The sequence below is a fragment of the Gemmatimonas sp. genome (assembly GCF_044345575.1).
Taxonomy (GTDB): Bacteria; Gemmatimonadota; Gemmatimonadetes; order Gemmatimonadales; family Gemmatimonadaceae; genus Gemmatimonas.
In genome coordinates this window covers 1-13,583 of the sequence record NZ_JBIJAW010000060.1, presented here as the reverse complement: position 1 = coordinate 13,583, position 13,583 = coordinate 1, and the positions used below count along the sequence as shown (strand labels likewise).

At 67.3% G+C, this 13,583-nt stretch carries 14 protein-coding genes; all 14 read right to left on the bottom strand.

The features are described from left to right. The coding region (locus tag ACIQ6O_RS05850) for a phosphate acyltransferase (protein ID WP_396206845.1) at positions 1-419 on the bottom strand (419 nt) is incomplete at its 3' end. Continuing rightward, positions 416-1,006, bottom strand: coding sequence for a pantetheine-phosphate adenylyltransferase (gene coaD, locus ACIQ6O_RS05845; RefSeq protein ID WP_396206844.1), 591 nt, complete (start codon positions 1,004-1,006; stop codon positions 416-418). The genes ACIQ6O_RS05850 and coaD, both read right to left, overlap by 4 nt. Next, complete coding sequence (rsmD, locus tag ACIQ6O_RS05840; protein ID WP_396206843.1) at positions 1,003-1,524, bottom strand: 16S rRNA (guanine(966)-N(2))-methyltransferase RsmD; 522 nt, start codon at positions 1,522-1,524, stop codon at positions 1,003-1,005. Before rsmD ends, coaD begins: the two co-directional genes overlap by 4 nt. A 5-nt stretch (positions 1,525-1,529) precedes the next feature. Then, on the bottom strand, positions 1,530-3,215 hold the full coding sequence (gene recJ / locus ACIQ6O_RS05835; RefSeq protein ID WP_396206842.1) for a single-stranded-DNA-specific exonuclease RecJ: 1,686 nt from the start codon (positions 3,213-3,215) through the stop codon (positions 1,530-1,532). 154 nt (positions 3,216-3,369) lie between these two features. Continuing rightward, positions 3,370-4,080: a zinc ribbon domain-containing protein gene (locus ACIQ6O_RS05830; protein ID WP_396206841.1), complete on the bottom strand. Its 711-nt coding sequence runs from the start codon at positions 4,078-4,080 to the stop codon at positions 3,370-3,372. 13 nt (positions 4,081-4,093) lie between these two features. Continuing rightward, the gene (gene dnaG / locus ACIQ6O_RS05825; RefSeq protein ID WP_396206840.1) at positions 4,094-6,055 is read right to left on the bottom strand and encodes a DNA primase; all 1,962 of its coding nucleotides are present in this window, start codon (positions 6,053-6,055) and stop codon (positions 4,094-4,096) included. Between the two features lie 58 nt (positions 6,056-6,113). Further along, positions 6,114-8,567, bottom strand: coding sequence for an endonuclease MutS2 (locus ACIQ6O_RS05820; protein ID WP_396206839.1), 2,454 nt, complete (start codon positions 8,565-8,567; stop codon positions 6,114-6,116). 36 nt (positions 8,568-8,603) lie between these two features. Next, positions 8,604-9,068 (bottom strand): GatB/YqeY domain-containing protein, encoded by a 465-nt coding sequence (locus tag ACIQ6O_RS05815; RefSeq protein ID WP_396206838.1) that lies wholly within the window; start codon positions 9,066-9,068, stop codon positions 8,604-8,606. Further along, positions 9,065-9,253, bottom strand: coding sequence for a 30S ribosomal protein S21 (gene rpsU, locus ACIQ6O_RS05810; protein WP_026850684.1), 189 nt, complete (start codon positions 9,251-9,253; stop codon positions 9,065-9,067). The genes ACIQ6O_RS05815 and rpsU overlap by 4 nt, the downstream gene beginning before the upstream one ends. A 166-nt stretch (positions 9,254-9,419) precedes the next feature. After that, the gene (locus ACIQ6O_RS05805) at positions 9,420-9,773 is read right to left on the bottom strand and encodes a histidine triad nucleotide-binding protein (protein ID WP_396206837.1); all 354 of its coding nucleotides are present in this window, start codon (positions 9,771-9,773) and stop codon (positions 9,420-9,422) included. Then, positions 9,770-10,549, bottom strand: coding sequence for an RsmE family RNA methyltransferase (locus ACIQ6O_RS05800; RefSeq protein WP_396206836.1), 780 nt, complete (start codon positions 10,547-10,549; stop codon positions 9,770-9,772). The genes ACIQ6O_RS05805 and ACIQ6O_RS05800 overlap by 4 nt, the downstream gene beginning before the upstream one ends. Continuing rightward, the gene (locus tag ACIQ6O_RS05795) at positions 10,522-11,367 is read right to left on the bottom strand and encodes a 50S ribosomal protein L11 methyltransferase (protein WP_396206835.1); all 846 of its coding nucleotides are present in this window, start codon (positions 11,365-11,367) and stop codon (positions 10,522-10,524) included. The genes ACIQ6O_RS05800 and ACIQ6O_RS05795 overlap by 28 nt, the downstream gene beginning before the upstream one ends. A gap of 4 nt (positions 11,368-11,371) precedes the next feature. Then, positions 11,372-12,505: a molecular chaperone DnaJ gene (gene dnaJ, locus ACIQ6O_RS05790; protein WP_396206834.1), complete on the bottom strand. Its 1,134-nt coding sequence runs from the start codon at positions 12,503-12,505 to the stop codon at positions 11,372-11,374. Positions 12,506-12,709: 204 nt separating this feature from the next. Continuing rightward, a partial coding sequence (gene hrcA, locus ACIQ6O_RS05785; RefSeq protein WP_396206833.1) for a heat-inducible transcriptional repressor HrcA occupies positions 12,710-13,583 on the bottom strand: 874 nt, incomplete at its 5' end.

Sequence of the window (13,583 nt, the reverse complement as noted above, 5' to 3'; positions counted from 1 at the left end):
AGCACGTCGGCCGTCGTGTGCACCGCTCCGGCCACGCATCCGTCCGCTTCGCCCAGCGCCACGAGGCTGTCGGCGAAGTAGAGCGGATCGCGCGCCAGTCGCTCGGCGTCTTCTCTGGTGAGCCCGCGACTGCCGCGCCGAGCCAGCAGATGCTCGACGACCCGCGGCACCCGGGGGTCGTTGAGCGGATCGACGATCGTGACGTTCGATGGCACGACACCGGTGGGCGCGTCACCGCGCCGCACCAGCACCGGATGCACCGAGCCCATCTTGTTGAGGCGGTTCACCGCTGACGCCGTGCGCGGATCGGTGGCCTCGGGGAAAAGAATCGTGCGCTTCTGCCTGGCCGCACGCGCATGCAGTGATTCGAGAAACGCGCCAGCGTCGGGATGCGCATCGGCGGTCGAGGACGTACTCACGACGCTCCCTGTCGCGACGACTCGGTCGGGTACGACGCCGGCTGCCCGAACCCCTGTTCCCGATAGCGCGCCATGAGGGCCGCCCCCACCACCGGGTGGACCAACCCCGAGACGTCACCGCCGAACTTCGCCACCTCCCGCACCATGCTCGAACTGATGTAGGTGGTATCGAGTGACGGCGTCATGAAGACCGTTTCAAGGTCGGGATACAGATGGCGATTCATCAGCGCGATCTGGAACTCGTATTCGAAATCGCTTACCGCGCGCAGCCCACGCACGTTGACCCGTGCCCCTACCGAGCGGGCAAACTCGACCAGCAGTCCCTTGAATGCGCAGACCTGGATGCGAGGATCGCCATCGGTGCAGAGGCGGATGAAATCCATCCGCTCTTCGACCGAGAAGAGCGGCTGCTTGTTCATGTTGTTCGCCACGGCCACGATCACATGATCGGCGAACGTGAGTGTCCGCTTGATGAGATCCTCGTGCCCATGGGTGATGGGATCGAAGGAGCCGGCGTAGAGGGCAACGAGCGGGCCGCTGGGGCGCGCAATGGCATTGACGGCCAAACTGGCCGGATCGGGGGTCACGACTGGTAGCGGAAGAAGGTCAGGGCGGTGGTGCCGTACCGGCGCGTCTCGCCGATCGAGGGGAGTGACACCGCAGACGAATGTTCAACGGCGAACACGGCCGCGAAAGGGACCGCGAGCCACAGTTCTGCCAGACGCTGGGCCACATCGCTGGCGTACGGGGGATCGGCGAACGCCACGTCGTAGGCCCCCGCGGACAGCCGCTGCGCAAATCGCAGCGCCTCATCCCGATGGACCGCGACCCCTGCATGTCCCCCAAGGGCCGCGATGTTCGCCTCGAGCACCTTGAGCACCTTGGGCGACTGTTCCACGAAATCGCACAGCGCAGCGCCACGGCTCAGACTCTCCAAGCCAAGCGCTCCGCTCCCTGCGCACAGATCGAGGACCCGCGCATCGGGGAGGAGCGGATGCACGATACTCATCCACGCCTCGCGGACCCGGTCTCCTGTGGGACGCACGAGATCGCCGGCCGGCGCCTCGATGCGGCGCCCCTTCCAACGCCCTGCAATGATGCGCATGGTGACTACTCCGTGGGATGACGAACGTCGGCGACCCGCAACTGCAGTCGCGACACGCCGCGATACTCATCGCGCTCGAGGCGGAAGGCTAGATCGAAGGCCCGAGATACATCGAAGGCAGAGGCCCGGGGCGCCATGCCCCACCCGATGGCCTCCAGTTCGCCGCGCGCCGCATCGATGGCGAACTTGAGCCCATCACTCCCGATCTTCCGTGGCGGATACGCGAGCCGCGCACCGGTGGAGCGAAACGTCGGCGCGGGATTGCCGATGCCGAACGGTTCGAAATGGCGGACGAGCTTCTCCAACCCCTCACCCACCTCGTCGATCGGCACATCGAGGTCGACCCGCAACTCAGGGACCAGATCGTCCGCGGTGAGATGCGTGCGCGCCACCGCATCGAACTGCTCGACGAATGCGGGCAAGTTGGCCGCATCCATGGTGAGGCCAGCCGCTGCGCGGTGGCCCCCGTAGCGCTGAAAGAGCGCGCGACATGCTCCGAGCGCCCCGTGGAGATCGAAGGCACTGATGGAACGTCCCGAGCCCTTGCCGATGCCGTGCTCGACGGCCACCAGCACCGCCGGCCGGGCCGTGTGCTCCACGATCCGCGAGGCGACAATGCCGATCACCCCGGCGTGCCACCCCTGCTGATGGAGCACGTGCGCGTATCGATCGCGCATGTCGGGCCGCTCCACTTGTCGCATGGCCTCGTCGAGCACCGCGCGATCGAGCTCCTGTCGTGCCCGATTGAGTTCCTCGAGCTCGCGCGCGATCACGTTCGCCTCGTCTTCCCGATCGGCAAGCAGCAACCGGAGCCCCAACTTCGCGTCGGCGATACGCCCCGCCGCGTTGAGGCGCGGGGCGAGCACGAAGCCGACACGCCCCGCGGTGAGCGGCTTGCCCTCGAGCCCCGACGATCGGATAAGCGCGCGCAATCCGGGGTGCGTGGTCTCGGCGAGCAATTTGAGCCCGTACCGCACGAGCACGCGATTCTCCCCACGCAGCGGAGCCACGTCGGCGATCGTTGCCAGCGCCACGAGGTCCAGCTGGTGATGCGCAATGCCTGGCGGTGACCCCAACGCCTCGCACAACGCCAGCGCGAGCTTGTACGCCACCCCGACGGCGGCGAGATCCTTGTCGCTCGAGGCGCAGGCCGGGTGCCGCGGATTGCATACGGCGAACGCGGGGGGCAGACCGTTCCCCGGGAGATGATGGTCGGTCACGATCACATCGATCCCGTCGTCCATCAGCTCCCGCACGGCCTGATGGGCACTCGTGCCGCAATCACAGGTGACCACCAGGGTGGCACGGGCCGCGCGTGCCGCAGCGACGCCGGCCGCCCCGAGATCGTAGCCATCGGTGAGGCGATTGGGCACGAACGGCACCACGTGGCGGGCGCCGAGATGACGGAGGACGCGTGTGAGCAACGCGGTGGACGACATTCCGTCCACGTCGTAGTCGCCGTGCACGAAAATCGTTTCCTGGCGACGGACCGCGTCGGCGATGCGCGTGACAGCGCGCTCAGCGTCGTGGAGTACGCCAGCCGGCTCCACATGCTCCAACCTCGGCCGCAAGAACCGCTTGGCCGCCTCGGCCGTACGATACCCGCGCGCCGCCAGCAACCGGCACACGTCGGCCGGGAGCATGAGTTCACGTTGCAGCAGCTCCACGGCGTCGGCAGGGGGCGGCGCCACGGCGATCCAACGTGCCGGCGGCCGCATCGGCACAGGCGCGTCACCAGGGCGCACTGCCCCCGAGGGAGCAAATACGGGCGGTGGTGTCTTTGGCGAAAAGAGAGGAGCGCTCACCCCGCCAATGTACGGTAGGGGGGTGACACTCGGGAGCACTTTACAGCGAGACGCGATGATACAGGAGCACGCCGCACCCTTCGCATGGCTCGATCACGTTCCCCGCGGCCATCACCGGACGTCGCTGCAGGGGGATGGCTGTGTCGCACGCGCGGCAACAGAAGTCGCGCAACTCGATCAGCGCCTCCGCCTTTCGCCGCGCCGCGATGCGCTCGTATTTGCTCAGGAGCCCTGCACTCACGGCCGACGCCGACAGCTGCCGCCGCGCCCGCGCCGTGGCCAGCTCCGCATCGATCGCGGCCCGCTGTGCCTCGAGTTCGGTGCGCGCGCCCCCTTGATCCGTGCTCACCTGCGCCAGCACCTCGCGATGGGCGGCCAGCGCCGTCCGAAGGTCGGCCACGCGCCTCGTGAGGCCCAGCGCTTCGCTTTCGCCGTCGGCGAGGGCGCGGCGCGTGCTTTCCACCTGCGCAGCGGCGGTGGTCGCCTCGCTCAGCTTCTCGGCCGAGTCGAGCGCCGCGGTGGCCCGCTCGTGGAAGCTCCGCGTTTCCGCGATCCGCGTGTCGAGCACTCGCTGGCGGGTGAGTTCGCGCTCCAACGCGGATTCGGTGCGCGTCACCTCCTCCATCGCCCGCTTCTGCGTCGCGTCGAGCAGCAACAGTCGGGGAGCGAGGGCGTCCCGCCGGCTTTCGATCGCCCGTATGGCCACATCGTCGGCCTGGACGGCCAGCAACGCGTCGAGTTCCCGATTCACCACAGTCTCTTTCCTATGCTTTCGGCCTGCCGCGCGGCGAGCGCATCGGCATCAATCGTCGAATCTCCGCCTCGAGGTCGAGGCGCTCTCGCATCAACGCATCCTGCGCCTCGCGAGTTGCCGTGCGCATGGCCACCCGAATCTCGTCGACGCGCGCCTCGAGCACCCGAACATCAAGCTTGCTGAGGTTGAGTCCGATGTCGGCCGCAACCACGTCGTACGCACCGGCTTCCGTGAACTCGCGCAATATCCGCAGCGCTTCCGGCGCCAACCGCTCGGCAATCTGCTCGAGATCATCCTCGAGCGGCGCGTGCAACAGGACGTCGAACAGCTCCCGATAACGCCCATCCCGGAAGCTCGCGGGCGGATGGCGCTCGGCCACCCGTTCCGCGACCCCGCGATCGACCAACATGGCGCGCACCAGCGCCCGCTCCACCGGCTCGTCACGACGCGGGCGTGGGGGGACATTCGTGGCCTGCCACTCGGGGCCCTGCTTGTAGCCCTTTCTGCGGGGCGTCCACGCCGGGCGCTGCTCCGAGGCCGGCGCAGGCAGTGGCGTCGGCTCCGGCTCGCCGTGCTCCCCGCCGTCGTACTCCGGCGGCGGTCCCTCGAACGGCGGTGGTTCATCACCGGCGGGTGCACTCGGTGACCCGGACGCCGACGACCGATTGCCGATCCGGCGCATCCCCGGTTCGGGAAGTGCATCGGCCTCGCTCGAGAGCGTCGCCTTGTCCACTCGTGTGACATCGGCGAGCCGGGCGAGATACATGTCGCGCGTGAGCGGTTCCTTCGCGGCCCGAATGGTGGGGAGCAACTTGTCGATCGCCGTGCGACGATGGCGAAGATCGCTGAACCAGCCGCGCCGTTCGAGCATCTGGACTTGCCGATCGAAGAGGTCGATGGCGTTGCCCAGCTGCGACTCCATCGCGGCCCGTCCATGCGTGCGCACAAACGTGTCCGGATCCTCGCCCTCAGGCAGCGACACCACGTGGACAGACGCCTTGGCGCGCAGCAATTCCAACCCGGAGCGAAACGTGGCCTTCTGCCCGGCTTCGTCGCTGTCGTAGAGCAGAAACACGCTGGTCGCATACCGGGTGAGCAGCTGCGCCTGTTCCTCCGTCAGCGCCGTACCGAGTGGCGCCACCACTTCCTCGAGACCGGCCAAGGCCAGCCGAATGGCATCGAGGTAGCCCTCCACCACGATGGCACGCTCCACTCGGCGCATCGCTTGCTTGGCCGTGTTGAGGCCATACAACGTGCGTCGCTTCTGGAAGACCGGCGACTCGGGGCTGTTGAGATACTTGGGCTGATCATCGCCCATGGCTCGGCCGCCGAACCCGACGTGTCGCCCGAGTTCGTCGAGAATGGGAAACATCACACGCCCGCGAAAACGCCCGCGTGGTTCAGGGTCGCCCTCGCGCACGACCAGCAACCCGGCCTCGAGCTGACGCTCGTCGTCGTACCCCAACGAGCGCAGATACCGGCGCAACGCTTGCCCATCACGCGGGGCGAACCCCAGCCCGAAGCGATGCCACGCATGCGGGTCGAGCTCTCGCGAGGCGAGATATTCGCGCGCCGCACGCCCCTCCTGCTCGTCGCGCAACTGCGCCTGAAACCACTCCGCCGCGGCGGCGAGCGCTTCGTGATTGGGGGCGTTCGGATCGGGGGCCTGCGCGCGGCGAGGGGTGTCGACGACTTCGATCCCTACCTTTTCGCCGACGAACTTCACCGCTGAAGGCCAGTCGAGCCCCAGACGTTTGCGCAAAAAGGTGAACACATCGCCGCTCTCGTGGCACACGAAGCAGTGGTAGCTCCCGTGCGACGGCGAGACCGAGAAGTTGGGGTTCTTCCCCTGATGGAACGGGCACGGCCCACGCCACGTGCCGCCAGACCGTTTGAGCGGAACGAACTCACTCACGATCTCCACGATATCGGCGGCCTGACGGACGCGTTCGACGATCTCGTCGGCAATCATGGGATCAGATTCCCCGCAAGCGGCAGCGCATGTCCTGAATCAACGGTACGTGCACACGCTACGCGAGTTCGGCGACCGTAACACCCGCCCCTCCTTCGTTCCAGGCACCGAGCCGGAATCCGGTGACCCGGGTGTCCTTTTTGAGCATCTCACCCACCCGCGCACGCAAAGCGCCCGTGCCCTTGCCGTGAATGATCCGCAACTCCCGCAAGTCATTGCGTACCGCAGCATCGAGCGCCTGCAGCACGGAGTCGTCCACTTCGTCCACCCGCATCCCGCGCACGTCCACCTCGCGCACTGGTTCAACCTCGGCGTACTCGCCGATCGTGAGCTTGAGGGTCGGCGCCGGCGAAGCCTGAGTACGGCTCAACGTTTTGAGCGGCACGTTCACGGTGAGCGATCCCACCGCGACGCGCGCCTCCGTGCCACGCAAGGAGATTATGCGACCAACCTTATCACCCAATGTCCCGACGAGCACATGATCGCCCTCGGCCAGCGGCTGTTCACGCTTGCTGTGGGCGCCGGATGACACGGCCGACGACGTCGCCGCAGCATGCGGTCCCTTGTGCTTCTGTTCTGCGCGTGCCCGATCGCGGGCACCACGTTGCTCAACCGCTTCGGCCGCAGCGCCCTGCGATGCCGCCGCATCTTCGATGCTCCGTCGGGCCGCACGCGCCGTCTCATCGAACTCTGCGCTCGCCTCCGCCGCCTTCGCGCGGATCTCAGCGATGGCGCGCTCCACCTGCCCGCGCGCCTCGAGGAGATACTTTCTGGCTTCCTGACGCGCAGTACGCTCGGCATCCCGCTCCCGCTCGCGCACCTTGAGTTCCCGATCGCTCACGGTCGCCGTGCGCGAACGCAGCTTATCGTTCTCCCGCGTCATCAGCTGCTCGCGCTCGGTAAGCACCGCCTCGCGCGCCTCGACGTCAGCCAGCAGTACGGCGAGATCGCGCTCCCCTTGGGGCAGTCGCTCCTCGGCGCGCGTAATGACCGCCTCGGGCAACTGGAGGCGTCGCGCGATGCTCAAGCCGTAGCTCCGCCCTGGGACACCCTTGAGGAGGCGATACGTGGGGGCGAGCTGCACCGCGTCGAACTGGAGCGAGGCATTCACCACGCCCACCACGTCGGTGGCCAGCAACTTGAGCTGCCCGAGGTGGGTCGTGGCGAGCGTGAGCGTGCCCCGAACGGTGAGCGTCTCGAGGATGGAACCGCCAAGCGCTGCGCCCTCTGCCGGATCGGTCCCCGACCCGAGTTCGTCGATGAGGACGAGTGATTCGGGTGTCGCCGATCGCAGAATCTCGCCGAGATTCTTGAGGTGTGCGCTGAATGTGGAGAGACTGGCTTCGATACTCTGCTCGTCACCGACGTCGGCGAAGAGATCATCGAACACCGGCAGGCGACTCATGGCGCCGACCGGCGCCGGCACACCCGCCTGTGCCATCATGCACAAGAGGCCGATGGCTTTGAGCAGTACCGTCTTGCCACCCGTATTCGGCCCCGAGACCAGCAGCGTACGCTCATTGTCGTGCAACGTGAGGTCAAACGGCACGACGGCGGTACCCTTCGCGAGCAGCAGCGGGTGGCGACCATCGACGATGCTCAGGCCCTCGGCCGGTGTGCAAAACGACACGGCGGCACAGTTGGCCTCGAGGCTGTACCGCGCCCGTGCGTAGAGGCTGTCGAGCGCCACCAGCGCGTCGAACGCCCCGACGATGGCATCATGATACGGATGCAGCGACTCGGTGAGTTCACGCAGGACCCGCTCGACTTCCCGCTGTTCCTCGATTTCGAGCTCGCGCACCCGGTTACCGAACTCCACCGCGGCCGGTGGTTCCACGAAGATCGTCGCCCCGGTGCCCGAGCTGTCGTGCACGATACCGCCCACGTAGCCCTTGGCTTCGCGACGCATCGGAATGACCCATCGCCCGTTGCGCATGGTGACGGAGAGATCACTCACCTGATGATGCGGCTCGAGCTTGCCCATTTCCCGCTCGAGGAGTCGCACGAGTTCCCCCTCGGCCTTGCGCAGCTCACGTCGCACGTGCCGCAGCGTGGGCGAGGCCTCATCACGCACGGTGCCATCGTCACTGATGGCTCGGCCGATCGCCTCTTCCTGCGCCCGGAGGTCGACGAGCGCCTGCGCATACGAGGTGAGATAGGCGAGCGTGATGGCCGGCCGCCGCGGGTCGCGCAGCGTATCCCGCATGCGACGGGACGACCGCAGGAGCGTGGCCCCCTGCAGGAGTTCGAGGGCGCTCCAGGTGAGGCCGGCAATGCGCAGGCGCTTGAGCGCGTCCCCGAGATCGGGGATTGGTTCCGCCGGCCAGCCGAGATCTGAGGTGACGAGCGCTCGCACGGCGCCGACACGCGCATGCTCCAACTCGATCCACGCGCGGTCGTAGCGTGGTGTGAGCGCGCGTACGGCGGCGGCCCCAGGCGCGGAAGAAGCCCGGCCGGCCACATGGGCCAGCAAGCGGGGAAACTCGAGAATACCGAGCGCGTGCGCGTTCATGGGGTCCGGCTGACGAGCCGGCCTGACGGGCCGGCGTTACGCGCGCGCCAGTGCTTCGCGCGCCATGGCGTTGATGACACTGCCGTCTACGCGCCCCTTGTAGGCGGGCATGACGCGGGCCATGACGGCACCGATGTTGGCGGCCCCCGCAGCGATGGCGGCCTCGACAGCCGCACGCACCTCGGCCGGATCGACCTGAGCCGGGAGATACGCCTCGAGCAGCGTGACCTCGTGCTGCTCCTTTTCCTGCAGGTCGGCACGGCCGGCCTTGCCGTACAATTCGACGGACTCGCGGCGCTTCTTGATACCCTTGCGCACCACGTCGATCACGTCGTCGTCGGTAACCTCCCGACGCAGCTCGATCTCACGATTCTTTACCTCGGCGATGACCATGCCGAGGAGCATCACGCGATCCTTCTGCTGTTCCCGTCTGGCGGCCGCCTGATCTCCCTGCAACCGCGCCAGCAGCGTATTGCCGCTGGCGTCCACGGGACTGCTCACCCGTTCCGGGTGCGGCGGTTCTTACGGACAGCCGCGTTCATCTTGCGCTTGCGGCGCTCCGACGGCTTCTCGTAGTGACGATGCTTGCGCAGGTCCGACAGGATGCCGGCCTTTTCGCACTTCTTCTTGAAGCGCTTGAGCGCGCGCTCGAAGTTTTCGTCCTCGTGGATAATGACTTCCGACAAACTGAACCTCGGATGTGGTCGCGACAGGATCGCGACGTGTGCAAGGGGAGACCAGCGAATTGCCGGCCAGACCAGCGGGCGATAAAACCAGAAAATGACCCTCTTCGGGCCAGCCTCTAATGCTAGACAGAGCGGCCACGCCGGTCAAGGACGCGTCCGCGCCAACTCACCCCGGCGGCCATCCCAGTGGGCGTCCGCCGAGCACGTGCAGGTGGAGGTGGCCAACGCTCTGCCCCCCGTCGGCACCGATATTGGTGACCACCCGGTATCCCGACTCGGCGATCCCCTCGCGGCGGGCCACCTCAGCGGCCAGCGCCAGCAGGTGGCCGAGCTCAGCCGCATCATCGGCCTCGGCCAACGAGACAACGTGGCGCCGGGGTACCACGAGCACATGCACCGGTGCCTGCGGATGCAGATCGCGAAAGGCCAGCGCGTGGTCGTTGGACGCCACCGCAGTGGAGGGAATGGAACCGTCCACGATCCGACAGAAGATGCAGGGGGCCGCTCCAGCTTCGTTCACGCGTCCTCCAGGGGCTCGGGATGGGACTCGCGTCCCAACCAGGTTCGGGCCATCGCCAGCGCAGCGATAGCCGCAGTTTCAAACCGTAGAATCGTGGGACCGAGGCACACCGACCGGAAGCCGGCCCCCCGGAGCTGTTCGAGCTCATCCCGTTCGATGCCCCCTTCGGGGCCGACCGCGATGATGAGGGGGGGGCGCACCGCAGGAGACGCTGCCCCCACGAGCGGCTCACCGGCCGGATCGAGGACCACCCGATCCCCAGGCGGCGCCGCCAGGATGGCGCGCTCCAGGTTCGCCTCGGGAAACGGCTGCGGGAGCCACGCCCCTTCCGACTGTGCCAGCGCGCCTTCCATCCGCGCGCGCACCTTCGCCTGAAAGCTTACCCCCTCACCCCGCGGCGATACGCTGCGTGAGCGCCGCCATAGCACCGGCCGCCAGCTGGTTGCCCCCAACTCCGCGGCCTTTTCGGCCAGCCAGAGCATACGATCGCGATCGGCGACGGGGACCAGCAGATGCACCGGCGGGAGCGGCGCCACGTGGACCAACTGCGTGACTTCCACCTGCGCCTGGGTCTTGGACAGCACCACCAGCTGCCCCTCGGCGATACTCCCCTGCCCGTCACGGAGCCCCACCACCGCGCCAGCGCCGAGCCGCAGGACTCGCATGTGCCGCGCGGCCGACTCGTCGAGCGTCACTGTCGCGCCCAGTGTGAACGGGTCGCCAGTGACGAACTGTGGCCGCCCGGCGGCTACGCCTTCGCGATCGACACCGACCACCAGATGTCCTCCGCGTCTTCCTCGATGACCGTCCAGCCGTGCGCCGCGAGCACCGCCAGCATCGTCTCGCGCTCCTCACGCAGAATCCCGCTCAGGATCGCCGCCCCGCCCGGCTGTAGCGCCGCGCCAATGACCGGCATCAGCTCGATGAGCACGGACGAAATGATGTTGGCCAATACCACGTCGACCGGCGCGACGAGCGGCAAGAGCGCGCCGGCATCCGCTTCGAACACGTGCACACGCTCGGCCACGCCATTACGCGACACGTTCTTCTCCGCATCGGGGATCGCATCGGCATCGAGTTCGATCGCATACACCCGCGCGGCGCCGAGCTTGGCGGCCGCGATGGCCAGCACGGCGCTCCCGGCACCGAGATCCGCGACCACTGCCCCGGCGCGCAGCTGCCGAGGCAACAGCCGCACGACGCCACGCGTCGTCGGGTGCTCACCGGTGCCGAACGCCATTCCCGGCTCGATGACGATCGTCGTCGCCGGGTCGAGCCCGTCGGCGAGCCATGGTGGGGACACGGTAAGGGCCCCCAGCTGGTGCGACGTAATGCGCGTCTTCCACGCTTCCGTCCAGTCCACGTCCGGCACCGGCGCGGTTTCGATCACCACCAGTTCGTCGGCCTCGGTGACCGCACGATGCACCGCCTCGAGGTCGGTGCCAGGCGGGAAATGCGTCACGAGTGCGAAGCCGTCTTCGTGGACCCCTTGCGCACCCACCGCAAACAGGGCGGCGAGACAGGCGTCGCGCGCGCCTTCTGCGCGGTCGGGCTGCACCCGCACGCTGATCCAGCGCTCGACATTCGATGACATGGGATCAGGCACCGAGCGCTTCCTTCATCTTCGACCAGAACCCCTTTTCGCGACGCTCAGGCGTCTTGCCCTGCAGTGCCCCGAGGCGCTCGATGAGCTGCTTCTCTTCGCCCTCGACGGATTGAGGTGTCCAGAGCTGCACTTTCACATGCAGATCGCCCGTTCCGGAGGCATTGACCCTCGGCAAACCGCGACCGCGCAGATGAAACACGGCGCCACTCTGGGTTCCCGCCGGCACGCGCAACGAAAGGTCCCCCGTCACACCCGGCACCGTGATATCGGCGCCGAAGACCAGCTGCGGGTACGTGACCAACGCTTCGCAGAAGAGATCTTCTCCATCACGCTCGAACCGTTCATCGTCATCGACCTCGAACACGACGAGGACGTCACCACGCGTCCCACCGCGCGGCCCGATGTTGCCGACTCCGCGGAGCGTCATGTACTGGCCGGTGGCCACACCGGGCGGTACCGTGATCTTGAGCGTGCGATCGGCGCGTACCCGTCCCTCGCCACGGCATTTCTTGCACGGGTTGGCCACGACCACCCCTTCGCCGGCGCACGTGGGGCATGGCGCGACCGACACGAACTGGCCGAAGAACGAGCGCTGCGCACGGCGCACTTCGCCAGCGCCCCCACACGTGCCGCACGAAGACGGCTTGGTCCCCGGCTCGGCGCCGGAGCCCTCACACTTGTCGCAGGCCTCGAGCACCTTGAGCGAGACGGTCTTCTCGACACCGGTGGCCACTTCGGTCAGCGTGAGTGGTAGCGGCAACTTGATGTCGGCACCGCTGCGCGGCCCGGAACGCCGGCCACCAGCCGAGGCGCCGAACAGGTCACCGAATCCGCCGAAGTCGCGCATGAAGATGTTGAGCGCGTCGGACAGGTCCACGTGTTCATAGGCGGACTGTCCTCCGCCGCCGCGCAGTCCGGCCTCCCCGTATCGATCGAACGCCGCGCGCTTCTGCGGATCACGCAGCACGTCGTACGCCTCGGTGATCGTCTTGAACTTCTCCTCGGCCTCCTTCGAACCACCGTTGCGGTCGGGGTGCCACTGCATCGCCAACCGGCGATAGGCCTTCTTGATGTCGTCGTCGGAAGCGTCGCGCGGTACGCCAAGAACCGCGTAGAAGTCAGCCATGGTGTCGTCGAGCCAATGCCACGAAAAAGCCGCGAAAACCCTGATGAGCTGGCAATAGGCCGGCCGATCGGGACGAGGTGTCGGATGGTGAAACGATGATACCGGGACCCGGCGCGACGCGCGCGCCTCCCCACGGCAACCCGATAAAGCTAACCCAACCGGAGCGCCGAAGGGTCCCTGCGTGAGGACCCGGCCGCGATGGGGTCAGCAGAGGAGGTCGGAGACCAGTCGGGACGTGTGGTCGACAAGCGCGATCACCTTCTCATAGGGCATGCGCGTTGGCCCGATCACCCCGATGACGCCACTCAGCGATCCCGCGTGGTACTCGGCCGTGACCACGGTGAACGGCTCGAGCCGCGGATCGCTGTGCTCATTGCCGATGGTGATCGAGATGCCGGGATTCCCCGAACGCGACTCGAGCAACCGCCCGAGCTGCTGGCGTGTCTCGGTCAGTTCGATGAGCTGCCGGAGCCGTTCGCCGCTGGCGAACTCCGGCTTGTCCGCCAGGAGCGAGGGTTGCCCAAGCACCACCGTATCAAGCGGATCGGCGGCTGCACGGCCAAACACCTGATCACCCTCCTGCACGAAGATGTTCAGCAGTTCGGCCGCTTCCGGGCTGGTGGTGACGTCACGCAGGCGAGACGCAAGCGAGGTGCGGACCTGATCGAGCGTGAGCCCGGCCAGCCGCTCGTTCAGCACGATGGTCACGCCGATGAGCGCCTCGTCGGCAATGATGCCGGGCACTTCGACAAAGATGGTGCGCACGGCCCCACCACTGAGACTGAGCACCATAAGCAGGCGGTCAGACGAGACGCGCACCAGTTCGACCTGACGCAACGTGGCACGATCGAGCCGCGGGCCGAGCGCGACGCCGAGTTCCTGGGTGAGCACGCCCAGCGACTGCGCCGCCCGTCGCAGGATGTTCTCGATGGCCGAACCGCCACCTTGGATCTCTTCCTCGAGACGCCGCCGCTCCGCACCGGAGAGCGGATCGACCCGCATGAGCGAATCCACGTAGGTGCGATAGGCCTTGTCGGTGGGAATGCGACCGGCCGAGGTATGAGGATGGAAGAGAAAT

Bases quoted from the DNA above. Each gene is read 5' to 3' on its own strand.
- ACIQ6O_RS05795 (WP_396206835.1), bottom strand. From the start codon at position 11,367: ATGTCATCGAATGTCGAGCGCTGGATCAGCGTGCGGGTGCAGCCCGAC.
- dnaG (WP_396206840.1), bottom strand. From the start codon at position 6,055: ATGATTGCCGACGAGATCGTCGAACGCGTCCGTCAGGCCGCCGATATC.
- rsmD (WP_396206843.1), bottom strand. From the start codon at position 1,524: ATGCGCATCATTGCAGGGCGTTGGAAGGGGCGCCGCATCGAGGCGCCG.
- ACIQ6O_RS05820 (WP_396206839.1), bottom strand. From the start codon at position 8,567: ATGAACGCGCACGCGCTCGGTATTCTCGAGTTTCCCCGCTTGCTGGCC.
- dnaJ (WP_396206834.1), bottom strand. From the start codon at position 12,505: ATGGCTGACTTCTACGCGGTTCTTGGCGTACCGCGCGACGCTTCCGAC.